The sequence below is a fragment of the Peribacillus kribbensis DSM 17871 genome, from assembly GCF_000430765.1.
In the GTDB taxonomy this organism is placed as follows: domain Bacteria; phylum Bacillota; class Bacilli; order Bacillales; family DSM-1321; genus Paraperibacillus; species Paraperibacillus kribbensis.
In genome coordinates this window covers 214,450-238,089 of sequence record NZ_AUMQ01000022.1, presented here as the reverse complement: position 1 = coordinate 238,089, position 23,640 = coordinate 214,450, and the positions used below count along the sequence as shown (strand labels likewise).

Here is a 23,640-nt window from a genome sequence, read left to right as displayed (position 1 = left end):
GAGGGGGAAAAGGTTTGAAAAAGATCCTAACATTATTTATGGCAGCACTATTAGTGTTCAGTCTGGCTGCCTGTACCGCCAAGGAAAATGCGGGCACTGATTCGTCCGGCGAAAAAGACAAGGGCAAAAAAGGCAGCGAGAAGGTTTTGTATCTGAACAATGGTACAGAGCCTACCTCTTTCGATCCTCCAGTAGGATTTGACTCCGTTTCCTGGAGTGCCCTTAATAACCTGATGGAAGGCCTCACCCGCCTGGATAAAACAAATGAGCCCAAGCCGGCAACTGCTGAAAGCTGGGATGTTTCTGATGATGGAAAGGTGTATACTTTCCATATCCGCAAAGATGCAAAATGGTCAAATGGCGATAACGTTACCGCACAGGACTTTGTATATTCCTGGCTTCACCTTTTAGATCCTAAAACGGCTTCACCGGCATCCTTCCTCGCGTACTTTGTAGAAGGCGCCGAAGCTTATAACACAGGAAAGGGAAGTGCGGACGGTGTCAATATTAAAGCGGTTGACGAAAAAACATTCCAGGTTACGCTCACAAGCCCGCAGGCCTACTTTTTAAGCGTCATTACAAATCCTTGCTTCTTCCCGATCAATGAAAAAGTCGCAAAAGCGAACCCTAAGTGGTTTGCCGAAGCAGATTCCTTTGTGGGAAATGGTCCTTTCAAGCTGACTTCCTGGGAGCATGACAGCAATTTTGTGATGGAAAAGAATAAAAATTACTGGGATGCAAAAACAGTCAAGCTGGACAAAGTACACTGGGATATCGTAAACGATACAACGACCGAATATCAGATGTACAAGACTGGAAAGCTTGATGTAGCAAGCGTACCAGCTGAAAGCTCAGATGAATTGATGAAAGAAGGAAAGGTTAAAACCTCCGGACAGGCCGGTACCTACTTCTTCCGTTTCAACGTGACGAAGGAGCCTTTCCAAAATAAAAATATCAGGAAAGCCTTTGCTTTGGCTGCCAATCAGCAGGATATCGTGGACTTTGTGACCAAACATAAAGAAAAGCCGGCTTACGGTTTTGTGTCATATGGCTTTAAGGATCCGGACGGCAACGACTTCCGCAAGACCAACGGAGATCTGATTAAAACCAATGTTGAAGAAGCGAAGAAGCTCCTTAAAAAAGGAATGGAGGAAGAAGGCTACACCAAGCTTCCAGAAGTAACGCTGACTTACAGCACCAGCGATGTGCATAAGGCGATTGCAGAAGCGCTTCAGGAAATGTATAAAAAGAACCTTGGCATCGATGTGAAGCTTGCAAACATGGAGGCTGCAGTCTTTACAGAAGAACAGACCGCATTGAAATTCCAGCTTTCCAGGAGCTCCTTCCTTGCCGATTATAGTGATCCGATCAACTTCCTTGAAAACTTCACAACTGGATTAAAGATGAACCGCACAGGCTGGAGCAGCAAAGAATATGATCAATTGATCAAAGATGCCAAAAACGAATCAGATGAAAAGAAACGCTTCGAAATCATGTACAAAGCTGAAAAGCTTCTTATGGATGAAGCGCCGATCTTCCCTCTTTACTTCTATAACAATCCTTATTTACAAAGCGATAAGGTTTCCGGCATTGTACGCCACCCGGTGGGATATTTGGAATTAAAATGGGCAGATAAGGAGTAGTCTTTAAAGGGGATGTTCGTTTTTTGAACATCCCTTTTTTAGATCGTTTGTTCCGCTCGTTTTACGCTGAACTGAAACCGCCTATAAAGCTAAAAAAGGAAGTGTTTTTTATGTCTACAAAGCCTGTCCGTCTAAAAAAAGGTGATACCGTCGGCATTATTGCCCCTGCCAGCCCTCCTGATTCTGCGAATCTAAAGAGAGCTCTTTCGATTCTTGAGCATATGGGATTAAAAGTAAAGCTTGGAAGCAATCTGAAGAGGGAGTACGGATATTTAGCCGGCTCAGATGAAGAACGTCTTGAAGACCTGCATAACAGCTTCTTGGATCCTGAAATAAAAGGGATTATCTGCGCATGCGGGGGATATGGCACAGGACGCCTGGCTTCTTCGATCGATTTCGGATTAATCAAGGACCATCCTAAAATATTTTGGGGATATAGTGACATTACTTTCCTGCATACAGCCATCTATCAAAATACCGGCCTAGTAACCTTCCATGGTCCCATGCCTGCCTCTGATATTGGGAAGGAAGATGCTGATGACATCTCTAAATCTGCTTTCAGGCAGCTGTTTGAACCAGCGGAATTTATCTATTCGGAGAAAATGGCCCCGCTTGAAACGATTGTCGAAGGTGAAGCCAAAGGGATTTTGACAGGGGGAAATCTATCCCTTTTGGCAAGCGGGATTGGTACAGCTTTTGAAATTGATACAAAAGGGAAGCTTCTATTGATTGAAGATGTCAATGAAGAGCCAAGAGCCGTGGACAGAATGCTGAATCAGCTGTATATGGCCGGCAAATTGGATGCTGCTGCTGGAATAGTAGTAGGGGACTTTCATAATTGTGTACCTCAAAGAGAGAAATCTCTGTCCTTGGATGAGGTGCTGGATTTTTATATCAAACGTGCAAACAAGCCCGCGCTGAAAGGGTTTTTAATCGGTCATTGCTCCCCTCATTATGGTGTTCCGCTTGGTGTACCTGCCTTCCTGGATACAAGAAGCAAAACCCTTGCAATGGACAGCGGAGTACAATGATTGTTTTAGAAAGGGAGTATAGGGATGAAAATAGCATCGTTAGAGACGTTCCGGGCTGCGGTACCGCTTATAAAGCCGTTTAAAACGGCCCTTAGAACCGTGGAGACTGCTGAAACCATTATTGTAAAAATGACTTGTGACAATGGGATTACGGGGTGGGGAGAAGCACCTCCCACCCACGTCATAACCGGAGACAGTAAAGACAGCATTGAAGGGGCAGTAAATGGGATTATAAAACCCTTTCTTGCGGATCAGAATCTGCTGAATTATGAATCTGTTTTTCAAGGATTGAATTCAATTCTTGTCGGAAATTCAAGTGCCAAAGCAGCGGTGGATATGGCGGTATACGACTGCCTATCCCAGCACGCAGGTCTTCCTCTCTATCAATATCTGGGGGGCTTTAAATCAGAAATTGAAACTGATTTTACGGTCAGTGTAAATTCTCCCGTGGAGATGGGGGAGGATGCAGAAAAATATATAAATGATGGATTTAATGTCCTGAAGGTCAAGGTAGGTAAGGATGTGGATACCGATCTGGCGAGAATAAAGGAGATCCGGAGGCGGGTCGGGGACGGCATTAAAATCAGGCTGGATGCGAATCAGGGCTGGACGCCTAAGGAGGCAGTCAGGATTATCCGGAAAATGGAGGATGAAGGGCTGGGGATTGAACTTGTGGAGCAGCCTGTCCATGCCTCTGATATTCAGGGATTAAAGCAGGTGACAGACAGTGTGGACACCTTGATCATGGCCGATGAAAGCATTTTCACTCCAAAGCAGGCCTTCGAAGTGCTTCAAACAAGAAGCGCTGATTTAATCAATATTAAGCTGATGAAGGCTGGAGGCATTTATCAGGCCGAAAAAATAAATGCCCTTGCTGAAGTATGCGGGGTGGAGTGCATGGTTGGAAGTATGATTGAAACCCGGCTGGGCATCACGGCTGCAGCCCACTTTGCCGCAGCCAAAAAGAATATTACGAGATTTGATTTTGATGCCCCTCTTATGCTTGCCAAAGAGATCATTCAGGGTGGAATACACTATAGCGGACGGAAAATCACCTTTGCAGAGCGCACAGGGCTTGGGATTACAGTCGTCAATCAGGATGAAAAGGGGAGTAAATCGTGAAAAGGCTTATAAATACATCGGTTGCGACCGTATGGACTCATTTTGATTCTGCCAGAGACATAGATAAAGAGGCGATTGGAGGGAATCCGGATATAACCAAATGGATAAACGGACTTTCCTACGAAAAGAGCCTGGACCTATGCAATTCGAATCTAGTTCAAACTCAGGTGCTGTTTGGCGAGGAAGTTCTTGTTATCGAGGAAAAGGAGGGGTGGGCACATGTCATCTGCCACAGTCAGCCTTCCTCGAAGGATACACGCGGATATCCCGGATGGATCCCTTCCGCTCAGCTTGCAGATAGCAATGGATTTAACCTTGAAGGTGAGATTGCTGTCGTTACAAGCAAAAAAGCAGAGCTTGTTTTAGATGGAGAAGCTGCTTTGGTATTGTGCTTCCAGACCATCCTGCCTGTTTTATCACAGGAAGAGGATCGAATAAAGGTTCAGACGCCAGAAGGATATGGCTGGCTGTCCAGGAGAGATGCGGAGATTTATCCGAATCCAGCTTCCATTCCTAAAGGAAATGGAGCAGGTATCGCGGCTGCAGGAGAGCAGTTTGTAGGGCTTCCTTATCTTTGGGGAGGAGTCTCAAGCTTTGGCTATGACTGTTCAGGATTCAGTTATACGATGGCGAAGGCAAATGGCTACAGGATTTCCCGGGATGCCCATGATCAGCTGGAAGATGGAAGGGCAGTTGAACTGGATCAGCTTCAGCCTGGAGACTTGCTCTATTTTGCTTATGAGGAAGGAAAGGGGGCTGTCCATCATGTAGGAATCTATTATGGAGATGGAAAGCTGCTGCATTCACCTAAGACAGGCAAAAGCATTGAGATTATACCTCTGGAAGGTACTTTATATAAAATTGAATTATGTGCTGCAAGAAGATACGGAGCATAAGAAGAGAGGGGTAAGTCATGAAACAGCAGGTGCTCTTAGAAGTTAATAATCTGAAAAAATACTTTAATCTTGGCAAAAATGAAGTGTTGAAGGCTGTTGATGATGTTTCTTTCAAAATTCATAAGGGAGAGACATTTGGAATTGTAGGAGAGTCCGGCTGCGGAAAGTCTACAGCGGGAAGAACGATCATGGGCCTGTATGACCGGACAGCGGGTGAGGTTGTGTTTAATAACCAGGATATTCATGCCTTAAAGGATAAAGAAAAGTTTTCGTTTCACCGCAAAATGCAGATGATATTCCAGGATCCTTATGCCTCCCTTAACCCCCGCTCTACAGTCATGGAGATTATTTCTGAACCGATGGAAGTGCATAAATTGTACCGCAGCAAAAAGGACCGGCAGAAGAGGGTTTATCAGCTTTTAGAGGACGTGGGATTGAACCGTGATCATGCGAACAGATATCCCCATGAGTTCAGCGGCGGACAGAGGCAGCGGATTGGAATAGCAAGGGCCCTTGCCCTGGACCCGGAATTCATCATAGCGGACGAACCGATTTCGGCCCTTGATGTATCGGTGCAGGCCCAGGTGGTGAATCTGCTGATGAGGCTGCAAAAGGAAAAAGGCCTCACTTATTTATTTATTGCCCACGACCTTTCCATGGTAAAACAGATCAGCGACCGGATTGCAGTTATGTATTTAGGCAATATGGTGGAACTGACCACAAGCAGCCAGCTGTATAAGTCTCCGCTACACCCATATACACAGGCTCTGTTGTCAGCCATCCCCATCCCTGATCCGGACATTGAGGATGCAAGGGAGAGGGTCATACTAAAGGGGGATCTTCCAAGTCCGATAAACCCGCCAAGCGGCTGTGTTTTCCGTACAAGATGCCCGCATGCCATGGACGTCTGTTCCCAGAAGAAGCCGGTTTGGCAGGAGGCGGAAGACAGTCATTTTGTTGCCTGCCATTTATACAATAAAGAAGTCATGGACGGGAAAGAGTATGATCAAACAGCCGCTGCAAAGTAAGGGGGAAGCATGATGCGTGCTGCATGGTTTGAAGACTTACATAAGGTGCTGCAGACCGAAAATGGACGGATCAGTGCAGCCGTTGAAATTGATGGGCAGCTATTTGAACATAATGTTTCTCTCAGGATGCCTTCAGCGAGCTTGATTAAGATTCCGATCCTGCTCACAGCGTATCGGGAAAGTGAAAGGGGATCGTTACATCTTGATCGTCCTATACAAGTTCCTGCTTCCAGCAGGGCGGGGGGAGCAGGGGTCATTCAGGCGCTTTCCGATGGGATCACGCTGACCGTCAAGGATTTATTAACACTAATGATTATTGTTTCTGACAATACCGCGGCGAATATCTGCATTGATCTCCTTGGCATGCGGGCCATAAATAGGACTATAGATGAGCTGGGGTTGTCACAGACGCTGCTCGGCAGAAAGATGATGGATTGGGCTGCTATCACAGAAGGAAGAAACAATTATACCTCAGCGGGAGATATGCTCCTGTGCCTGAAGGCCATTACAGCAGGACATTATTTGTCGGAGGAAAGCAGAAATGAGATCCTCTCTATTTTGGAAAAGCAGCAATTCCAGGATAAGCTGCCTGCCCTTATGGACCTCAATCGGGTAAGGGCTGCAAATAAGACAGGCGAGCTGCCGGGTGTGGAGCATGATTGCGCGATTATCCGATTTAAAGACCGGACAGCTTATGCCGCTATTTTAATAGAAGGTCTCCGTAATAAAATAAAAGGAAAAAAGATCATCAGCAATATAGGTAAAATAATATATGATGATCTGACAAAAAGATAAAGCTTAACAAACCCCTCATCGACAAAATGAGGGGTTTGTTGTGTTTGATTAACAAGAAAAATAACCACTATTTTTTGGCTTGAAATAAAATTCTTATTCCTTCCATTTTGATAGCCCTCTTATCAAGATTTTATGTCAAATAAATATATAAAGAAAATGGTTAATATGGTAAAATTATCTATTAAACTAAGAATTAAGTATAATCCAGAGGAGAAGATGCAGTCATCATGAAAGTGTTTAGAAACTTTTTTACAAGATTAACAGGTTTATTATTAGTAGGATCACTGTTTGTTTCTTCGGCAGGCAGTGCACAGGCATTGGATTTATCTGCCTTTACTGTCCAGCAAATAAACCATTATATGGTCGGCCCAAGTGTGGCCCATACCTCATACAGCCTCAAGGGCAAGAACAATATAGAGTCCATTAATACTCTTGAAGTAGATCCTGACAATCCCTTCATCAAAATGGAGGTCACATCTGGAGGTGGAAAAGTCCTTTCGGTTGATACGGTCAGGAATCAGGCCAAATCAATCGACAAAAACGGCTACAGGGTCATTGCTGGATTTAACGGAGGTTTCTATAAAACGGCTGCACCCTATACGGGGCAGCCGACCGGCCTTCAAATTTCCGCGGGTGAAGTCATCTCTTCAGGCGTGACTTCAAAAGGCGTTCTTGGGATTATGGAGGACAGACGTGCTGAAATCAAGGAACAAGTAAAAATGACAGGGAAAATCCAGCTGCCCGGCGAGGCGGGATTTAAAACCCTGACCGGCATTAACAGGGGGAGGAATAAAGATACACAGAAAAACAGCCTCTTCTTGTTTACATCGAGGTACGGTCCGTCCACGAAAACTTCAGGCGATGAAGTAGAGTTCGTGCTGCAGCCAAAAGAAGACCGCCTTGCCATCGATCAGACACTCAGCGCCACCGTGGAGAGCTGGAGCTTTGAGCGTAACTCAAGCATTCCGGCAGGAAAGTGGGTGCTTGCTGGTTCAGGGACACAGGCTTCCTGGCTCATAGATCACCTTGAAACAGGTAAAGAGATTCAGTTCCAGCTGAATTTTGACGGTGGAATGGATCGTGCCGTCCATGCCGTTTCAGGAAGTGAGTTAATTATCAAGGATGGAAGAGTTACAGAGTCAGCGGGCAGTGAAAACTCCGAACGTGCTCCAAGGACCATGATCGCCGCCAAAGATGGAAAGTTATACATAACAACGTTTGACGGGCGGCAGCCAGGCTTCAGCGATGGGGTGACCATTGCTGAAGGTGCAGGATATCTCTCCAAAAAAGGCATGGATACAGCCATCAATATGGATGGGGGAGGCTCGACTACATATGCCGCAAGAGAGCCAGGAAATCAGTCTCTTTCCATACTGAACCATCCTTCAGACGGATTTGAACGCTCTGTATCCAATGCGCTGATGATTGTATCCACCGCCCCTGTTTCACAGCTGTCATCTTTTGTTTCGCCACTCGGGGATTCAATAAAAATTCTGGCTAAAGCCAGCAAGGGAATTCCACTAAAAGGGCAGGATCAATATTATAATGGAGTTACAGTCAATACGAAGAGCCTGAAATGGTCTGCTGATTCTTCCATCGGGAAGATCGGTACAAGCGGCGTCTTTACAGCAGGGTCCAAGCCAGCAAAGGGAAGGATCATAGTGAAATCAGGCACTGTATCCAAAACGATTAATGTGGAAGTGGTAACGGATATGGGTTCCTTATCTCTATCCCCTAAGTCAACCTCTGTTCTCCCTGGAAGCAGACAAGCCTTTACTGTCAGGGGCTTTGATAAGGGAGGAAGGGAAGTCTATCTTTCTCCTGGACTAATAAAATGGGGAACCAGTGGGAACGTTGGAAAAGTGGACCGGAATGGAACGCTGACAGCAGGGAGCAGTGTGACATCTGGTAAAGTGACCGCGGTGTTTGGGAAAGCAAAGGCCGATGCAGCTGTCAATATTGGTAAACCTCCAGTCATCATCGAAGGCTTTGAGGATGTGAATTCCCTAACTGGTTCAGCAGTTAAAGCAAAGCCTGCCATTCTGGCTTTATCAAGCAGGCCGAATCCGGTCCGCGAAGGTACGCATGCCCTGTCACTCTCCTATGATTTTACTGGAATGAGCGGCACTTCCACTGCTTACGTGAATTTCAAGGATCAATACGGAAAAGCCGGCAGGACGATCAGCGGCAAGCCGATCAAGCTTGGGCTGTGGGTGTATGGTGATTCCGGAAAACACTGGCTCAGGGCTTCATTTACCGATGGGAAAGGAAAATCATTTGTTACTGATTTTACAGCCCAGGGAAAACTTGATTGGAAGGGCTGGAAGTACGTATACGCAAATATTCCTGCCAGCTCCCCTGGTCCAATCAAATTGAATCAGATTTATGCCGCAGAAACCAATGGCAAAAATAAAAATAAAGGCACGCTGTATTTTGACCAGCTTTCTGCCGTTTACACAAATATCAAGTAGATGTCACGGTCTTGCGGGCATATGGGCCGCAGGCTGAATAAAGGCAATATCCATACAGCCGTATCTGCAGGCACTGTGCAAGTTATACATCCTCCTTTCTTCAATGAAGAGGGGGAAGCAAAAAGCCAAGTCTCATGGAAGACTTGGCTTTTCATTCAATGGATGATCTAAAAATAGCCGGGATGAAGGAAATCTTCACCGGGGATGGGAGAGTAGGATGAAAAAATTATCGGCAAAAGAGGAATTGGGAATCCTTCCATTAAAAGAGAGAGAGGCACTCAAGGATAAATGGCTGGACATTAGACTATCCAGACTGATTCCGGAACTGATGGCCAAGCATAAAGTAGATATGTGGATAATGGGTGGAAGGGAATATAATGAAGATCCCCTTTTAGAAACGTTTTTCCCATCATCGATTGACAGTTCAAGAAGACTGACCCTTATCGTATTCAGCCTGCAGAAGGGGAAGGAAGCTGAGAGGCTGGTCATCCATCAAAATCCGGAATTCAAGCCCTTTTATCACCCTGTCTGGAATATACAGAACGAGGATCAATGGCAGTGCTTAGAAAGAATCATTAAGGAACGGAATCCGGAAAGGATCGCCTTAAATGTATCAGGCACCCATGCTGTCTGTGATGGATTAAGTCATTCGCTTTTTGAAAAAATCAGGCATTATATCCATGAAGCGGGAAGTCCGGAAATCGTTTCTGCAGAAGCCATTGCAGTGGAATGGCTTGAAACGAGACTTTCTGAGGAGCTGGAAACATACGGGGAGATAGCAGAAATGACCCGCAGGATTGCGGCTGAAAGCTTTACAGCCATAATCCCTGGAATCACCAGCACCAGAGATGCAGTGGATTGGATACGCCAAAGAGTTCTGGATCTTGGTCTTAAGACATCATTTTATCCAACCGTGGATGTTCAAAGGAAGGGGAGCATGAACAGCCGGATGAGCGATACGATCATCCGGGAGGGGGACATCGTCCATCTGGACTTTGGAATCCACTATCTTGGTTTTTCTACCGATACACAGCTTCTTGCCTATGCTGCCTCTGAGGGAATCGTCCCTCGCGAGCTTCAGGGTTTGATGGAGAAAGCAAACCGGCTGGAAGACATCATTGGCGAGCAATTTATTTTAGGCAGAACAGGAAATCAAATCTTCGAACATTCTCTGGAACAGGCTAAAAAAGAAGGACTGCAGGCAATGATTTATTCTCATCCGCTGGGATATCAATGCCATGGGGCGGGACCGATTATCGGCCTTTATGATCAGCAGGGGCCGGTCCCGATCCGCGGGGAGTATCCTTTAAGAGATCATACCTGCTTCGCCCTAGAGTTTAATTTGACTCAATTTATAGAAGGGTGGGGTCAGGATGTGATTATGTATATGGAAGAATCCGCGGCCTTTATGAATGGGAAGCTGACATATTTAACTCGGAGGCAGAAGGAATTCTACCTCATCCCAGGAAAATTTTAAAGCTCTGCCTTCTGTCTGAGCAGTTAATTCCGCCTCTTTTTAGGGTATAAAAGTGTTGACAGATCTTTTAAGACAGAAGGGAAATAGTATGAAGAAATTTAATCTGATTATCCTTCCTATATTGCTTGTAATAGCTTGTTTGGCCGCATATATTTTCAACAGGCCGGAGGATGAAAAAGGGAAAAGAGTCATCACGGCATTAGGGGATTCCCTGACTTATGGGCTGGGTGATTCAAAGGGAACCGGCTATGTTAGTTCCCTGGAGAATAAATTGAATCAAAAAAATTCTAAGGTTACATATGACGCCAAGAGCTTTGGGGTCATCGGCCAAAAATCCGGGGCGCTTCTTTTGAGGCTTGCCGAGCCAAAAATGATCAGACAGGTTGAGAATTCAGATTATATTATTCTCTATATTGGCACAAATGATTTAGTGAAGAATTCCCGGAACGATAATCTCAGCGGACTGCCGCCTAAACAGCTGGCACTTGCGAAAAAGGAATACCTTCACAACTTAACTATGATTACAGAGGCGATTCATGTCATGAACCATGATGCCCCCATCATTGTGCTGGGACTTTACAATCCATATCCGAATACAGGAAAGCAGATTGAAACCTATATCGATAATTGGAATGAATCTGTTCAAGGGATGACAAAAGACAAGCAGTATATGACGTTTATCCCTACGAATCAGCTGTTTAAGGGAAAACGGAAAAGAGACTATTTCTATGATTCCTTGCATGTTAATGATAAGGGATATGACCTGCTGGCCGATCATATTTTGAAAAGCTATCATTTCTAAAGGACGAATTGGATTGCTGCATCCAGATATTTAATAGCATATGTGAGGCATGAGCATATCAATTTACAGATTGATATGCTTTTTTGCTGATCCATGAGCATATCCCGCAAGTCCGCGGGAGAACACTTTCCTTTAGAACATGATAGAATAATAGATAGGCAGTCAACTAGAAAGGAACGTTACAGATGAGAAAACCCAAGCCTTTGTTTTTTCTGATGCTCATCATTTTACTGAGTTTTGTGTTTATATATACCGTGAACCAGCATCCTCAAACCTCTTCCTCGATAAAAAAAGAACCTTTGCCTGAGGCGCTGAATCCAAAGGTTGACAAGAAAAAAGATCAGCTGGTCAAGCTGGCTGCAGAAAAAGGAATCTCTGTAGTAATTACGGATGGCTTTCGGAGTGCCGAAGAACAAGACAAGCTCTATAAACAAGGCCGCACGGATTCCGGAAGGATTGTGACCAACCTGAGAGGCGGGGACTCTTACCATAATTTTGGACTGGCCTTTGATTATGCACTGAAAGATAAATCAGGAAATATTATATGGGATATTGAGTATGATGGAAATAATAATGGGAAGGCAGACTGGATGGAGGTTGCCCGTATTGGAAAAAGCCTTGGATTTGAATGGGGAGGGGACTGGAAGAACTTCAAGGATTATCCGCATCTTCAGATGACGTTCGGACTTACCATTCATGATCTGAAAAATGGTGAGCGCCCGGAGTCTGTATAAAAAAAGGCTGTTTCTAAAGAATAGCCTTCTTAAAGAAACAGCCTCTTAGCATTCTGATTTTCGAGTGTCATTCTACAGCTCAAGCGTCTGCGGAGAATTTTCCTTGGCGTTCATAAGCCTTACAGCAGAAGGTGTTATTTCTAATACAATATAATCAGGATCGTCCTTGCCCTTAAACCATGGCTTCATGTGGTCATTCCACAGCTTGTCCTTTATCTCCTGATCCTCCCGGATATAGGCTTTTCCTTCCACCTCCACATAGGAATCTCCGTAGCCGTCACCCTGGTATCCAAGTAAAATATGGACATATGGATTCTTTTCGATTTCTTCTGCCTTATGGGTATCCTTATCTGTTGCTGTATAAAGCTTCAGATTTTCATTAAAAAAAGTCATATAACGGGAATGGGGCTTGTCGTTTTTAACAGTGGCAAGAGTCCCTACCTTGTTATTTTCCAGTATTTCAATGACAGTGGATTTTAATTCTTCCTGACTCAAAAGATCATCTCCTCACTTGATATTCTCTTTATATATTCCATACTTTCACCGAGTCTAAACAATAAAACGATCAATCCCCTGGTTAAAGATTGAGATAATTGGCCATTTTGAGTTATGAAGTCACACAATAAGAAGGTTTATCAGCTGTTCATTTAGAAGATAGAGGGTAAAGAAAATAGCTTGAAGCAGGAGGAATGAAGAAGATGAATGGACATAAGCCAGTTATAGGAATCACCGCTACAACTTTATTTGCGGAAGGGTTCGACTCAGTCTATCTGCATTACAGCTATGTAGAGTCCATCCGGAAGGCAGGGGGCGTTCCAATCGTCCTGCCCACAGGAAGCACTGAAGAGGCCAGGAGCTGGGTAAATCTCTGCGATGGAATCCTGCTGAGCGGAGGGGAGGATTTAAATCCCTTCTATTTCGGTGAAGAGCCTCATCCGAAACTTGGAAGAGTCCAGGCTGAACGGGATGAGACCGAGCTTGACATCATTCTTTATGCATCGAGGCAGAAAAAGCCCATTCTTGGCTTATGCAGGGGAATTCAAGTGCTGAATGCTGCATTTGGGGGGACAATCATTCAGGATATCGAGAGTGAGGTGCCAGGATGCATCAAGCACACCCAGCTTGCGGCTAGAAAAACGGCAACCCATTCCATAACTATTGAAAAGAGCAGTCTCCTTTATGAAATTGCAGGGGAAGAGCGTCTGCTTGTGAACAGTTTCCATCATCAGGCAGTGGGCAGAGTGGCAGATAAACTGAAGGTCACTTCTGTTTCTTCTGATGGGGTCATCGAATCCGTGGAAGCCAAACATCCATCGGAAGGATGGATGCTAGCTGTCCAATGGCATCCTGAGGAAATGATAGGGGAGTCTCCAGTGATGCAGCAGCTCTTTACCGAATTCATCAAGGCGGCATCAAAAAATAACTGAAGCTGGAAAAAATAACAGTTATCGGGAAGTTCAAATACTTCTCATTGGAGAAACAGGTGTTTGAACACATCTAAAAGGGGGGATTAAATAAACAACTTCGGAAAAGGAGATGTTTATTAATGACAAACTTAAATGGAAGCAGCGCAGAAGGCAAGGTAGAAGAAAAAATTCAAAATATGGGTGAAGATAAAAAAGACCAGATTATGTCCAGCTTTGATGAGTTTAAATCCTATCTAAGCGACAAAGTATCCAAAGGAGAAAGCTTAGGCCTTGGAGAAGAACAGTTGGCAAAACTCACAGAAAAAGTAGCAGGATATTTGGCAAAGCATGAGGATCCGCGCAATAGTGAAGAATATCTTCTTCAGCAGTTATGGCAGGCAGGCAATGACGAGGAGCGTCATAAGCTTGCACATATGCTGATTAAGCTTGTGCAGCAATAAGGATTCCTATCCCAAAAGGGAACGGCGGATGCCGGTCCCTTTTTTATAGTCTTCCAGTCAGCTTATATTTTGCAATGGCCAGGTATTCCCTAAGATACGATTTCGGAATGGTGCTGAAAGGGGTACGGGCGGAGAGGCCGTGAACCTTCAGTCCCAGTTTTTCAGCCATCTTTACAGCGCGGTATACATGAAATCCATTCGTCACACACACTACTGTGCTGTTTTTGGGAACGAGTTTCTTTGAAAATTTGATATTTTGGTAGGTTGTCCTGGATCTCGTCTCCAGAAGGATCCGGTCTTTTTCAATTCCTTCACTGACCAGGCCCTTCTTCATGGCTTTGGCTTCAGATATTGGTTCATCCTCCCCTTTTCCTCCCGATACGATCGCTATGGTTTGGGGACTGCTCTTCATGTAGCGTGCAGCAGCATCGATCCTATTTTGCAGAGAAGGCGAGGGCTTTGTCGCTTTAACTTTTGCCCCTAAAACCTAAAACAAGAACGAAATCAGCGCCGTCTGGAACCTTTTTATGTGAATACCGATAAATCATGAATTGAGCCCAGCTGCAGTATATAAACACTATGACAGCTCCAGTAAGAACGATTCTCTTGATCAGGCTCGATTTTGTCTTTTTCATCTGTAAATCGTCCAATGGCCTATATCCGCGAACCCCAGTCTATGATAAATGCTTCCTGCCTTAGGATTGTCATAAAATAAGCATAAGGATTTTTTGTCTTTTCCAAGCACTTCCTGAACAAGGGCTTTAAGGGTATCTGATGCATAGCCTTTATTACGGAAATCAGGATGCGTACATACGCCTACCACCATTGCAGAAATGGAGTTTTCGGCAGAGGTGGAAGAACTGGCCGCCATCTTTCCATTTCGTTCAATATAAAAGGTTCTCCCGGTTCCTTCTTCCATAGCCTGGACCAGGAGCTTGCGGCTTGCTTCTGTTACTCTGAATTCAGAGATGGAAGAACGAAGATCTATGATTCTATCAATATCTTCAAGGGAAGCAATCTTAACCTCGTTATCCAGGTTTCCCGCTTCTTCTGTTTCTTCTGTGCACTCTGCAAAAAAGAATGTACGCTTTTCCCCCAGTTTAAGCTGGGATTTTCCCTCAAAGAGCTCCACTACCTCGGCTTTGCCGGAAAGAGCCACTTTTTCGTTTTTGGGCAGAAGCTCTGTAAATCCATCTACATCAAACTCAGCTATGGCAGACATGATGTAGGAGTCATGGAATCTGAGTAGGACCGCTTTAAGATCTTCAGAATCCCATTCGCCCCACAACTTCTGAAAATCTGTCTTATAGCCGAAGGCTTCAATATCTCCGAGGATAAACAGATTAAAAGATGGATCTTTTTTTAGGAAACACAGAACCTTTTCGTGATCATGCTCTGTCAATTGTCTAATCATCAGCAAAAACTCCCATTTTGTTTTCACTAATCTTATAGAAAATGATGGAAAAAATCAACCGCTTATTGTGTCATATTCCAGGCGCTTCACTATAAGGAAGTTATGCTTAGTTTGGTGCTGACCGCGGCTGTTGCCACGTGGGTTATGATCTGAAAAACAGAATTAATGATTCTTTCAATGAATGATCCTAACTCAACCATTAATGATCCAAAGGGAATATGGGAGGCGTGCCGGGGAATGGAATGGTCCAGTTTAGGTGGAATTGATCAGAAAATCTCAGAAATGATCCGCATATCCCCTTAATCATCGGAAAACTGCCTAAATAATCCGCCGGCCAAATATTGTAAGAGATAATCCGATAAGCCTATTAAAACCAAAACGATTATTGTTTTTACATGAGCCTTATGGGGAAACACTATGAATAGATGAGATAAAAAAATTTTTCCAGTATAATTCTACTGTATCCAATGAGAAATTTTTTTCTTATAATTATGGAGGAAAAACCTTTCAAAAAGATCACACAGCGGGGGTAGACGTAAGATTGAAAGAAATTATTTTGATACTAGTATTGCAGCTTATTTATGTACCCATTTTAACACTTCGTACCATTTTTTTGGTTAAAGGCAAGACGCTCTTTGCAGCCTTTTTTGGCATGGTAGAGAATCTGATTTATGTATTCGGCCTTTCACTGGTATTTTCAGGGAAACAAAGCGGTTTGGCGATGATTGTATATGCCGTTGGATTCGGGCTTGGGATCCTGATCGGGGGCTATGTAGAATCCCTGCTGGCAATCGGTTATACAAATTTAAATGTTAAGCTGGCCAACTATAACTCTGAATTGATTCGAAAATTGCGGGAACTTGGGTTTGGTGTAACAGTGTTTGAGGGTGAGGGCAGAGACGGAAAACGGTACCAGCTCGATATCCTGACCCGCAGGGACCGCGAAAAAGAGCTTATGGGCATCATTGAGGAGCATGAGCCGCGGGCCTTTATCATCTCCTACGAACCAAGAAAATTTAAGGGAGGTTTTCTCTTAAAGGGTATGAAAAAGGGCTGGCATAAAAAGAAATAACGAAAAAGAGGCGGACTCTTAGGTCGAACAAATATGTCCTAAGAGTCCGCCTCTTTTGGTTATTTTTGGGATCTACTGAACACTGATCAGCCGGTTAAACCTTGTGGAAAGCTTTCTCCAGTACTCAGGGTAATGAAAAATGAAATCCTCAATCACACCTTGTGAATGAATTAATAGAAAATCGCAATACAGATCCTTATTCTGCAGATCAAAAAGCAGTGCATGGAGAATGGTATAGTAATCATGAAGCTGATAAGGGTTGATCGTTATGATATGTAAGGAATGGGTGGATATGTATTGTCTGGTGCTCTTGATTTGAATTTCGATGCTTCTTTGTCTGTTCCTTTCCTCCAATTCTATTCTGTTATTAATAAAATAAAGACCCTCCACCATGAATCCTCCTTTAAGAGTTTACGGTGTTAAGATCTTTGACCATTTTATTGCAGGATATACAGAAGGAGTGAAATTAAGCTCATGGGAGTCAGATGTTTAGGAATAAATCGGGATAATCTGTGATGATAATATCAATAGGAAGACCTTTTACTTTTTCGGCGGTGCGTCTGTCATTTACCGGCCATATCATAATGCCCAAGTTGTATGCTTTTATTTTACGTACTGCCGAAGCATTTATAAGAGTCACTTTTGGGCAGATATAAGAGGCATATTTGCTGAGATTTATTAGATTTCTATGCCTAAGGCCAGGAGGAAACCGCCGGATTAATACACCGATCGGAATCTCTGGGCACAATTCATGGAATGTTTTTAGAGATTTCGTATCAAAAGAAAGCACAGTAATGGAAGTTTCCGCTTTGCTGACTCTTGATTGGATCACTTCGGCCAGCTTTTTCTCGATACCGGGATATAGAGATGGCTTTTTCAGCTCAATCAAAAAGCCGGCTTTGCCCAGATACTTGTCCAAAACAGCTTCAAGGCTCTGGATTCTTTCCTTTTTGTATTGCCCGGCCATCCAGCTTCCTGCATCCAGCGAAGAGAGCTGCTCCCAGGTGTGATCCTTTACACGACCCCTCCCGTTCGAGGTGCGTTCAAGAGTTGTGTCATGAATGACTGCGAGTTTTCCATCCTTTGACATCTGTATGTCTAATTCTATCATCTCTGCACCCAGATCGATTCCCTTATCAAAAGCAGCCATTGTATTTTCCGGTCTGTGGCCAGACGCTCCCCTATGGGCGGCAATCCGCGGTTTGATGACCTCAGCAGGAACTATCCTTCTCCTGGAAAAGATTCGTGAGTAGATATTTTTGAAATAGCTTACTAAATTTCCGGCCATCGGCATATCTCCTTTCCCCGTAAAGAAACCAGCCTTATTGTCTAATTTTAGTGAAAAAACAGGAAAAAATGCATTTGCTTTTTCCAATTTAGAGGCATATAATTCTACTTATTAAATAGGAATAAATCAAGTAATTTGCCAATCCAGCCATGGAAAGAGAAGGGTTTGAACATGCCTAATATGAATGAGTTAGTCACGGCTTTATTAAAAAAAGGAATAAAAGCCGAAAAGGTAATATCCAGGAAAAAACTATTTGCAAACCTTCTATCTCCAACGGAGTATAATCTTCTTGCAGATAAAGGGAAGAATAAGCTTAACTAAGAGAATACAGAGAGTATAAGAGGGGCTTGTCCCGTATTGCTGATCCCACGGATCCTACATTCAGCAATGCGGGTCAGGCTCCTTTCATTTAATCTGCATAAATAATTTTCATATTGATGCCCCTTTTATTCTCCAACTCTTTATATAGAGAGTGAAAGGGGGTGAGACAAGATGGCGAATCAAACATTAGTTTCTTCTACATTGCAGTACTCAGTTCAAACCGGGTTAAATGATAAGAACGAACCTGTTCTAAAAAAGAAGACCCTTCCTAATGTTAAGCCGGCAGCTACACCTGATCAGCTGTATCAAACGGCTTCTGCACTTGCCGGGCTCAGCAGATATCCGCTGGCTGATGTCAGCAGGGGAGATCTTCAAAGCGTAAATGCGTAAGCACCACTAAAAAATATGGTAAAAAAGGAGGGAAAGTAGATGAGTAAGACATTAGAACTGATTTTTACAACCTCAGAAGGCAAAAATGCCAGCATATCCATTGCAGATCCTAAGGAGCCCGTTGATATCAATGAGGTGAAGCAGGCGATGGACGCCATTACTTCAGCAAACATTTTTATGACAGGTTCTGGGGATCTGGCTGCCAGAAAAGGTGCACGTTTAATTGACCGGAGCGTAGAGGAATACGAGTTCAACTAAACAGCTGAAAGCCTGCCCCTAAAAAGATCTTCTTGTTAGCGGGCAGGCTTTATACCCTTATACCATGCAGGAGGAATGATGATGGATGTTCTGTTCAGTTTTATAAGCGAGGTAGGCTTTCCCATAGCAGTTTCCATTTATCTGCTGTACCGGATTGAATCCAAGCTGGATGTCTTGATAAAGTCAATCCAGGACCTTCCCGTCCTTTTGAAGCCTGAGGCATAGAATCCGAACCGCCAGCCGGCTGGGTGCAGACCCATGCCGGTTTTTTCTTCGTTAATTTTTTTGTAAAGAATGGTAAAGCAAGCGAGTTTAAGAAGGAATTGCTGGATGGGCATGGAATACAAGTAGGGTGCATGCAATAAATTGGTAGAAAGGGGGAGGAGGGATGGAAATAAAACTCAAAGATGAAGCGAAGGCAGACAAGCGAAGTACCATCAGCTTGTTTTTCACGCTGCCAATTATCTCATGGGCCTTATACGATTTTGCCAATACCATTTTTTCGTCCAATATTAATACAATCTTTTTTCCATTTTACATGAAAGAGCAAATTGGAAGCAATGAGGTGCTGAACCAGCTGGCGAGTACCTTCATCTCCTATGCAAATGCGGCAGCGAGCTTCTTTCTTGTCATTTTTTCACCGCTTTTTGGTGTGATAATGGATAAAAGCGGTCTAAAAAAGAGATATTTAATTCCCTTTACGTTGCTGGCAGTCAGCTGTACGTTTTTGATGGGAGTCTTTGGAAAATGGGAATTATCCACCCAATATGGAGGCCTTCCTGCATCTCTGATTCTGGTCGTTGTTTTCTTTGTTGCAGCAAAGTTCTTTTATAATTCCGGTCTCGTTTTTTATGATGCCATGCTTAGCGATCTTGCAAAAAAGGGCGAATTGCCCCTGATATCTGGATTTGGTGTTGCTGTTGGCTATATTGGGACCTTGGTTGGACTTACTGTGTACCCTCTGGCCAAGGGGGGAAGCGAGAATGCCTTCATTCCTTCCGCTCTTTTATTTCTTATATTCTCCCTGCCATTATTTTTCTTTGTAAAGGAACAGAAAAGGACAGAGAATGGGAAGGCATCTTTTTTCTCGGGATATAAAGAAGTGATCCAGACGTTTAGAGAAGTAAAGAGCTACAAAAATATCTTCACGTTTATGATTGCTTATTTTTTCCTCAATGATGCCATTTCGACAACCATTGCCATGATGGCCGTATATGCAGGAACAGTTATAGGATTTTCCTCGGGAAGCTTTATCCTGTTGTATTTAGTCTCCACCGTTTCCAGTATTGTGGGTTCGTTCATCTTTGGCTATATTACAAAAGCGGCAGGAGCCCGAAAATCGATCATCTATGTGGCCCTCCTTCTCCTGATTGCCCTTCTGATCGCAGTGTTTGCCCTGAGTTCTCTATGGTTCTGGATAGCCGGGAGTTTATTTGGCATATCCCTTGGATCCATGTGGGTGGCGTCAAGGACGTACATCATTGAATTGACACCCGAACATAAGCGGGGACAGTTCTTTGGACTGTTTGCTTTCTCGGGAAAAGTATCCTCGATTGTGGGACCTGTTCTCTATGGCAGCATCACCCTGCTGTTTGCCTCTTATGGGACACTGGCCAGCAGGCTCGCCCTCGGGTCGCTAATGCTGTTGACTTTTGTGGGACTCTTGATCCTGTTTAGATTAAAGGATGAAAGCGTATAGGCAAAAAACAAAGGATGCTGCCAGAAAGGCCGCATCCTGATTCATGATTTTATATAATGGGAGATTATAGCTTTACAACGTTTTTAGCTTGTGGGCCGCGGTTTCCTTCTTCGATTTCGAATTCTACTTCCTGACCTTCGTCAAGTGTTTTGAAGCCTTCGCCTTGGATAGCAGAAAAGTGAACGAATACGTCATTTCCGCCTGGTACTTCGATAAATCCAAATCCTTTTTCGCTGTTGAACCATTTTACTTTGCCTGTTACTGTCATTTTAAAAAATCCTCCTAAAAATAAAAGAAAAATTTTAATATGCTTTTTTTATTTTGAAATAAAATAAAAATTCACACATTATCAAACACAGCCGCCCCTTTAGAAATCTGCCGCACTGTTTGATAATATGCAAATTTCTTAATATGGTATGTTTAGATACTTTTTGGGAAGTGGTTTTAATGGTTTTGAATCATAAAAACAGAGAGTTATATTAACTAAATTATATAATAATTCCTTGAAAATAACAAGGAGATAAAAAGGTTTTCAGTTCGATCGCAGAGGCATTTAAAGCGGTTTCGATATATCTCTTTTTTCGACAAAAATAAACAAAGCTTGACTTTTTAATAATAGTTTTATATGATTTATCTTGTATTCGAGATATTTCTATTTAGAATATAATGAACAATAATTTGAAGAGGTGACATCATGTCTAAAATATTATATGTAAAAGCAAATCCAAAAGAAGACCAGCTTTCTTTTTCTGCACGAGTGGCTAATGATTTTATTGCTGCTTACAAAGAAGCTAACACGGGTGACGAAATTGAAGTTCTAGATTTATATGATACGAATCTGCCATTAATTGATAGAGACGTATTAAATGCATGGGGCAAGCTAGCAGCTGGACAGGAAGTGACAGCAACTGAAGGAGCCAAAGTAAGCAGGCTGGTAGAGTTAGTGGATCAATTCCTTTCAGCTGACAAAATAGTATTCTCCGCACCAATGTGGAACTTTGGATATCCGCCGCTTATGAAAGCATATCTTGATTCATTATGTGTAGCAGGCAAAACCTTCAAGTATACTGAGAATGGACCTGTTGGGCTTGCGGGAGATAAATCTGTTGCATTGATCGAAGCGCGCGGCGGCATTTATTCTGAAGGACCTGCCATGGAAGTGGAACACACTGAGAGCTTCTTTAAAACCATCATGGGCTTCATTGGAATCAACAATGTACAGACTGTACTGGTTGAAGGTGTTGCTGTAGATCCATCAAAAGCTGAAGAAATCGTAAGTGAAGCTTCTTCTAAGGCTAAGGAACTTGCCAAACAATTTTAATGGTATAAAAAACACTTTGGATGAACAACCTGATACTGGTTTTAAATCACTCCAGATCTTATAGGGCAGCGGCCGAAAGCCGCTGCTTTTTCGTTGTGCCGTAAATCCAGTCAAGCCAATATGTGCCCATAGAAAAGTATGTATGAATGTGATATAGTTTTTGAAGGGTATTTGAAGATATAAGATAGGAAGGAAAGAACTAATGAAATCTTCTGTTAAAGATGAAGTACAGTCCAGAAGAACATTTGCGATTATTTCCCACCCGGATGCCGGTAAAACGACACTTACCGAAAAGCTGCTTCTTTTCGGCGGCGCCATCCGTGACGCTGGTACCGTCAAGGCAAGGAAAACAGGGAAATATGCAACAAGTGACTGGATGGAAATAGAAAAGCAGCGTGGGATCTCCGTTACTTCAAGCGTTATGCAGTTTGACTATGACGGATTTCGCGTAAACATATTAGATACACCAGGGCACCAGGATTTCAGTGAAGATACCTACAGGACATTGACGGCTGTAGATAGTGCCGTTATGATCGTGGATTCTGCAAAAGGGATCGAGGAACAAACCATTAAGCTGTTCAAGGTTTGCCGGATGAGAGGGATTCCTATTTTTACGTTCATTAATAAAATGGACCGGCAGGGGAAGCCTCCTCTTGATTTGCTTGCAGAGCTGGAAGAGGTACTTGGAATTGAATCCTACCCAATGAACTGGCCTATTGGAATGGGCAAGGACTTTATGGGGATCTATGACCGATATTTTAACCGGATTGAGCTGTTTAAGGAAGAATCAGACCGCTTCCTCCCTCTTAATGAGGATGGGGAGCTTGAGGATGGCCAGGCGCTGTCCGATTCTCAGCTTTATGAGCAGACTCTGGAAGAGATCATGTTATTGTCAGAAGCGGGCAATGAGTTTTCTGAAGAACGGATTGCCAACGGGACTCTTACTCCTGTATTCTTCGGAAGTGCTTTAACAGCATTTGGTGTGCAGACATTCCTGGATACGTACTTGAAGTTTGCCCCGGAACCGCAGCCAAGAACTTCAACAACTGGAGACATTGATCCTCTCAGTGAGGACTTTTCCGGCTTTATTTTTAAGATACAGGCGAATATGAATCCCAAGCACCGTGACCGGATCGCATTCCTCCGTATCTGTTCCGGCCAGTTTGAAAGAGGCATGACCGTATTTCAAAGCAGGACGGGAAAACCAATCAATCTTTCCCAGTCCACTCAGTTCCTTGCAGACGACCGGAATACGGTCAACCAGGCTGTGAGCGGTGATATTATCGGACTCTATGATACAGGGAATTATCAGATCGGCGATACCATTACGACAAGCAAGGACATGTTCCAGTTTGAACGCCTGCCGCAATTCACTCCGGAAATGTTTATGCGTGTGACTGCGAAGAACGTCATGAAGCAGAAGCATTTCCATAAAGGCATCCAGCAGCTTGTTCAAGAGGGAGCCATTCAGCTGTTTAAATCTGTCCGGATGGAAGAGTACCTTTTAGGTGCAGTAGGGCAGCTTCAATTTGAAGTGTTTGAGCATCGGATGAAAAATGAGTATAATGTCGATGTCCTCATGGAACGGATTGGCACGAAGGTTGTCCGCTGGGTTGAAGATGATAAATTGGATGAAAATCTGTCTAACTCCCGAAGCCTGCTTGTAAAGGACCGCTTTGACAAATATGTTTTCCTATTCGAAAACGAGTTTGCCTTGAGATGGTTCAATGACAAGAATCCGGATATTAAGCTTTATAACCCGATGGATATGAAATAAATGTAAAATGGAAAGAGCATTGGCTGGCTGGCCGCTGCTCTTTTTTTGTATACACATTGATTGGAACGATAGGTGCTGAAGAAGATTAAAAGAAGGGATTAAGTCGCTCGCATGAGTGGCTTTTTTCTGTGAAACCGGTTTATGGGAGAAAGGGATTGACAGAAGGGCAATCCTGTATTATTTTATTATTATACTTTAACACTTAAAAGCGTTTAAGCAATTAAGTAAAATATT

Annotated in this window: 26 protein-coding genes; 19 read left to right on the top strand and 7 right to left on the bottom strand. The window is 43.5% G+C overall.

What is annotated here, in order from left to right; all coding sequences use genetic code 11:
* Nucleotides 1-38 precede the first annotated feature (38 nt).
* The 10 genes from H539_RS0103010 to H539_RS0102960 all read left to right on the top strand — a co-directional run bounded on the left by H539_RS0103010 (nt 39) and on the right by H539_RS0102960 (nt 11,999).
* The gene (locus H539_RS0103010) at nt 39-1,643 is read left to right on the top strand and encodes a peptide ABC transporter substrate-binding protein (RefSeq protein ID WP_051348424.1); all 1,605 of its coding nucleotides are present in this window, start codon (nt 39-41) and stop codon (nt 1,641-1,643) included.
* Nucleotides 1,644-1,753: 110 nt separating this feature from the next.
* On the top strand, nt 1,754-2,674 hold the full coding sequence (locus H539_RS0103005) for a S66 peptidase family protein (protein ID WP_026692289.1): 921 nt from the start codon (nt 1,754-1,756) through the stop codon (nt 2,672-2,674).
* Nucleotides 2,675-2,698: 24 nt separating this feature from the next.
* A complete protein-coding gene (locus H539_RS0103000; RefSeq protein WP_026692288.1) occupies nt 2,699-3,796 on the top strand; it encodes a dipeptide epimerase in 1,098 nt (365 codons plus the stop codon).
* Complete coding sequence (locus H539_RS0102995; RefSeq protein ID WP_026692287.1) at nt 3,790-4,692, top strand: C40 family peptidase; 903 nt, start codon at nt 3,790-3,792, stop codon at nt 4,690-4,692. The genes H539_RS0103000 and H539_RS0102995 overlap by 7 nt, the downstream gene beginning before the upstream one ends.
* A 17-nt stretch (nt 4,693-4,709) precedes the next feature.
* Nucleotides 4,710-5,720, top strand: coding sequence for an ABC transporter ATP-binding protein (locus tag H539_RS0102990; RefSeq protein ID WP_026692286.1), 1,011 nt, complete (start codon nt 4,710-4,712; stop codon nt 5,718-5,720).
* A 9-nt stretch (nt 5,721-5,729) separates the two neighbouring features.
* Complete coding sequence (locus H539_RS27625) at nt 5,730-6,515, top strand: serine hydrolase (RefSeq protein ID WP_081415769.1); 786 nt, start codon at nt 5,730-5,732, stop codon at nt 6,513-6,515.
* A gap of 227 nt (nt 6,516-6,742) precedes the next feature.
* A complete protein-coding gene (locus H539_RS0102980) occupies nt 6,743-8,986 on the top strand; it encodes a phosphodiester glycosidase family protein (protein WP_026692285.1) in 2,244 nt (747 codons plus the stop codon).
* A gap of 217 nt (nt 8,987-9,203) precedes the next feature.
* Complete coding sequence (locus tag H539_RS0102970; protein WP_026692284.1) at nt 9,204-10,463, top strand: M24 family metallopeptidase; 1,260 nt, start codon at nt 9,204-9,206, stop codon at nt 10,461-10,463.
* 88 nt (nt 10,464-10,551) lie between these two features.
* Entirely contained in the window at nt 10,552-11,265 is a 714-nt protein-coding gene (locus H539_RS27620; RefSeq protein ID WP_051348416.1) for a GDSL-type esterase/lipase family protein, read from the top strand.
* Nucleotides 11,266-11,450: 185 nt separating this feature from the next.
* Nucleotides 11,451-11,999 carry a M15 family metallopeptidase gene (locus H539_RS0102960; protein ID WP_026692283.1) on the top strand — a complete coding sequence of 183 codons (549 nt, stop codon included), beginning with the start codon at nt 11,451-11,453 and terminating at the stop codon, nt 11,997-11,999.
* A gap of 72 nt (nt 12,000-12,071) precedes the next feature.
* On the opposite strand, the gene H539_RS0102955 is transcribed toward H539_RS0102960, so the two are convergent.
* Nucleotides 12,072-12,494 (bottom strand): pyridoxamine 5'-phosphate oxidase family protein, encoded by a 423-nt coding sequence (locus tag H539_RS0102955; RefSeq protein WP_026692282.1) that lies wholly within the window; start codon nt 12,492-12,494, stop codon nt 12,072-12,074.
* 203 nt (nt 12,495-12,697) lie between these two features.
* Here H539_RS0102955 and H539_RS0102950 point away from each other — a divergent pair, with 203 nt between their 5' ends.
* Both H539_RS0102950 and H539_RS0102945 read left to right on the top strand, forming a co-directional pair.
* Nucleotides 12,698-13,426: a gamma-glutamyl-gamma-aminobutyrate hydrolase family protein gene (locus H539_RS0102950; RefSeq protein WP_026692281.1), complete on the top strand. Its 729-nt coding sequence runs from the start codon at nt 12,698-12,700 to the stop codon at nt 13,424-13,426.
* Nucleotides 13,427-13,545: 119 nt separating this feature from the next.
* Complete coding sequence (locus H539_RS0102945) at nt 13,546-13,866, top strand: DUF3243 domain-containing protein (RefSeq protein WP_026692280.1); 321 nt, start codon at nt 13,546-13,548, stop codon at nt 13,864-13,866.
* 43 nt (nt 13,867-13,909) lie between these two features.
* Here the strand turns inward: H539_RS0102945 and H539_RS27615 are convergent, their stop codons facing one another.
* From H539_RS27615 to H539_RS0102935, 3 genes are read right to left on the bottom strand one after another with little or no spacing between them, the layout of a single operon-like run.
* On the bottom strand, nt 13,910-14,299 hold the full coding sequence (locus H539_RS27615; RefSeq protein WP_425414692.1) for a YdcF family protein: 390 nt from the start codon (nt 14,297-14,299) through the stop codon (nt 13,910-13,912).
* Between the two features lie 34 nt (nt 14,300-14,333).
* A complete protein-coding gene (locus tag H539_RS33360) occupies nt 14,334-14,501 on the bottom strand; it encodes a hypothetical protein (RefSeq protein ID WP_425414690.1) in 168 nt (55 codons plus the stop codon).
* The gene (locus H539_RS0102935) at nt 14,498-15,280 is read right to left on the bottom strand and encodes a GNAT family N-acetyltransferase (RefSeq protein WP_026692279.1); all 783 of its coding nucleotides are present in this window, start codon (nt 15,278-15,280) and stop codon (nt 14,498-14,500) included. The genes H539_RS33360 and H539_RS0102935 overlap by 4 nt, the downstream gene beginning before the upstream one ends.
* A gap of 541 nt (nt 15,281-15,821) precedes the next feature.
* On the opposite strand from H539_RS0102935, the gene H539_RS0102930 reads away from it, so the two are divergent.
* The gene (locus H539_RS0102930) at nt 15,822-16,352 is read left to right on the top strand and encodes a DUF2179 domain-containing protein (protein WP_026692278.1); all 531 of its coding nucleotides are present in this window, start codon (nt 15,822-15,824) and stop codon (nt 16,350-16,352) included.
* Between the two features lie 72 nt (nt 16,353-16,424).
* On the opposite strand, the gene H539_RS0102925 is transcribed toward H539_RS0102930, so the two are convergent.
* Nucleotides 16,425-16,745 carry a hypothetical protein gene (locus H539_RS0102925; RefSeq protein WP_051348415.1) on the bottom strand — a complete coding sequence of 107 codons (321 nt, stop codon included), beginning with the start codon at nt 16,743-16,745 and terminating at the stop codon, nt 16,425-16,427.
* 88 nt (nt 16,746-16,833) lie between these two features.
* A complete protein-coding gene (locus H539_RS0102920) occupies nt 16,834-17,640 on the bottom strand; it encodes a glycerophosphodiester phosphodiesterase (RefSeq protein WP_051348414.1) in 807 nt (268 codons plus the stop codon).
* Between the two features lie 492 nt (nt 17,641-18,132).
* Here H539_RS0102920 and H539_RS0102910 point away from each other — a divergent pair, with 492 nt between their 5' ends.
* The 4 genes from H539_RS0102910 to H539_RS0102895 all read left to right on the top strand — a co-directional run bounded on the left by H539_RS0102910 (nt 18,133) and on the right by H539_RS0102895 (nt 20,308).
* Complete coding sequence (locus H539_RS0102910) at nt 18,133-18,351, top strand: DUF1659 domain-containing protein (RefSeq protein ID WP_026692275.1); 219 nt, start codon at nt 18,133-18,135, stop codon at nt 18,349-18,351.
* Nucleotides 18,352-18,390: 39 nt separating this feature from the next.
* Nucleotides 18,391-18,609, top strand: a complete 219-nt coding sequence (locus tag H539_RS0102905) for a DUF2922 domain-containing protein (RefSeq protein ID WP_026692274.1) — start codon at nt 18,391-18,393, stop codon at nt 18,607-18,609.
* 81 nt (nt 18,610-18,690) lie between these two features.
* Nucleotides 18,691-18,834 carry a YvrJ family protein gene (locus tag H539_RS0102900; RefSeq protein ID WP_026692273.1) on the top strand — a complete coding sequence of 48 codons (144 nt, stop codon included), beginning with the start codon at nt 18,691-18,693 and terminating at the stop codon, nt 18,832-18,834.
* A gap of 163 nt (nt 18,835-18,997) precedes the next feature.
* A complete protein-coding gene (locus tag H539_RS0102895; RefSeq protein WP_026692272.1) occupies nt 18,998-20,308 on the top strand; it encodes an MFS transporter in 1,311 nt (436 codons plus the stop codon).
* 64 nt (nt 20,309-20,372) lie between these two features.
* Here the strand turns inward: H539_RS0102895 and cspD are convergent, their stop codons facing one another.
* Nucleotides 20,373-20,576: a cold-shock protein CspD gene (cspD, locus tag H539_RS0102890; RefSeq protein WP_026692271.1), complete on the bottom strand. Its 204-nt coding sequence runs from the start codon at nt 20,574-20,576 to the stop codon at nt 20,373-20,375.
* A 426-nt stretch (nt 20,577-21,002) separates the two neighbouring features.
* Between cspD and H539_RS0102885 the strand changes: the two genes are divergently transcribed.
* Together H539_RS0102885 and H539_RS0102880 are read left to right on the top strand one after the other, a co-directional pair.
* Nucleotides 21,003-21,629 carry an FMN-dependent NADH-azoreductase gene (locus tag H539_RS0102885; RefSeq protein ID WP_026692270.1) on the top strand — a complete coding sequence of 209 codons (627 nt, stop codon included), beginning with the start codon at nt 21,003-21,005 and terminating at the stop codon, nt 21,627-21,629.
* 202 nt (nt 21,630-21,831) lie between these two features.
* Nucleotides 21,832-23,406, top strand: a complete 1,575-nt coding sequence (locus H539_RS0102880; RefSeq protein ID WP_026692269.1) for a peptide chain release factor 3 — start codon at nt 21,832-21,834, stop codon at nt 23,404-23,406.
* Nucleotides 23,407-23,640: the final 234 nt, after the last annotated feature.

Bases quoted from the DNA above. Each gene is read 5' to 3' on its own strand.
- H539_RS0103010 (WP_051348424.1), top strand. From the start codon at position 39: ATGGCAGCACTATTAGTGTTCAGTCTGGCTGCCTGTACCGCCAAGGAA.
- H539_RS0103005 (WP_026692289.1), top strand. From the start codon at position 1,754: ATGTCTACAAAGCCTGTCCGTCTAAAAAAAGGTGATACCGTCGGCATT.
- H539_RS0103000 (WP_026692288.1), top strand. From the start codon at position 2,699: ATGAAAATAGCATCGTTAGAGACGTTCCGGGCTGCGGTACCGCTTATA.
- H539_RS0102990 (WP_026692286.1), top strand. From the start codon at position 4,710: ATGAAACAGCAGGTGCTCTTAGAAGTTAATAATCTGAAAAAATACTTT.
- H539_RS27625 (WP_081415769.1), top strand. From the start codon at position 5,730: ATGATGCGTGCTGCATGGTTTGAAGACTTACATAAGGTGCTGCAGACC.
- H539_RS0102980 (WP_026692285.1), top strand. From the start codon at position 6,743: ATGAAAGTGTTTAGAAACTTTTTTACAAGATTAACAGGTTTATTATTA.
- H539_RS0102970 (WP_026692284.1), top strand. From the start codon at position 9,204: ATGAAAAAATTATCGGCAAAAGAGGAATTGGGAATCCTTCCATTAAAA.
- H539_RS27620 (WP_051348416.1), top strand. From the start codon at position 10,552: ATGAAGAAATTTAATCTGATTATCCTTCCTATATTGCTTGTAATAGCT.
- H539_RS0102960 (WP_026692283.1), top strand. From the start codon at position 11,451: ATGAGAAAACCCAAGCCTTTGTTTTTTCTGATGCTCATCATTTTACTG.
- H539_RS0102950 (WP_026692281.1), top strand. From the start codon at position 12,698: ATGAATGGACATAAGCCAGTTATAGGAATCACCGCTACAACTTTATTT.
- H539_RS0102945 (WP_026692280.1), top strand. From the start codon at position 13,546: ATGACAAACTTAAATGGAAGCAGCGCAGAAGGCAAGGTAGAAGAAAAA.
- H539_RS33360 (WP_425414690.1), bottom strand. From the start codon at position 14,501: ATGAAAAAGACAAAATCGAGCCTGATCAAGAGAATCGTTCTTACTGGA.
- H539_RS0102935 (WP_026692279.1), bottom strand. From the start codon at position 15,280: ATGATTAGACAATTGACAGAGCATGATCACGAAAAGGTTCTGTGTTTC.
- H539_RS0102925 (WP_051348415.1), bottom strand. From the start codon at position 16,745: ATGGTGGAGGGTCTTTATTTTATTAATAACAGAATAGAATTGGAGGAA.
- H539_RS0102920 (WP_051348414.1), bottom strand. From the start codon at position 17,640: ATGGCCGGAAATTTAGTAAGCTATTTCAAAAATATCTACTCACGAATC.
- H539_RS0102910 (WP_026692275.1), top strand. From the start codon at position 18,133: ATGGCGAATCAAACATTAGTTTCTTCTACATTGCAGTACTCAGTTCAA.
- H539_RS0102905 (WP_026692274.1), top strand. From the start codon at position 18,391: ATGAGTAAGACATTAGAACTGATTTTTACAACCTCAGAAGGCAAAAAT.
- H539_RS0102900 (WP_026692273.1), top strand. From the start codon at position 18,691: ATGGATGTTCTGTTCAGTTTTATAAGCGAGGTAGGCTTTCCCATAGCA.
- H539_RS0102895 (WP_026692272.1), top strand. From the start codon at position 18,998: ATGGAAATAAAACTCAAAGATGAAGCGAAGGCAGACAAGCGAAGTACC.
- cspD (WP_026692271.1), bottom strand. From the start codon at position 20,576: ATGACAGTAACAGGCAAAGTAAAATGGTTCAACAGCGAAAAAGGATTT.
- H539_RS0102885 (WP_026692270.1), top strand. From the start codon at position 21,003: ATGTCTAAAATATTATATGTAAAAGCAAATCCAAAAGAAGACCAGCTT.
- H539_RS0102880 (WP_026692269.1), top strand. From the start codon at position 21,832: ATGAAATCTTCTGTTAAAGATGAAGTACAGTCCAGAAGAACATTTGCG.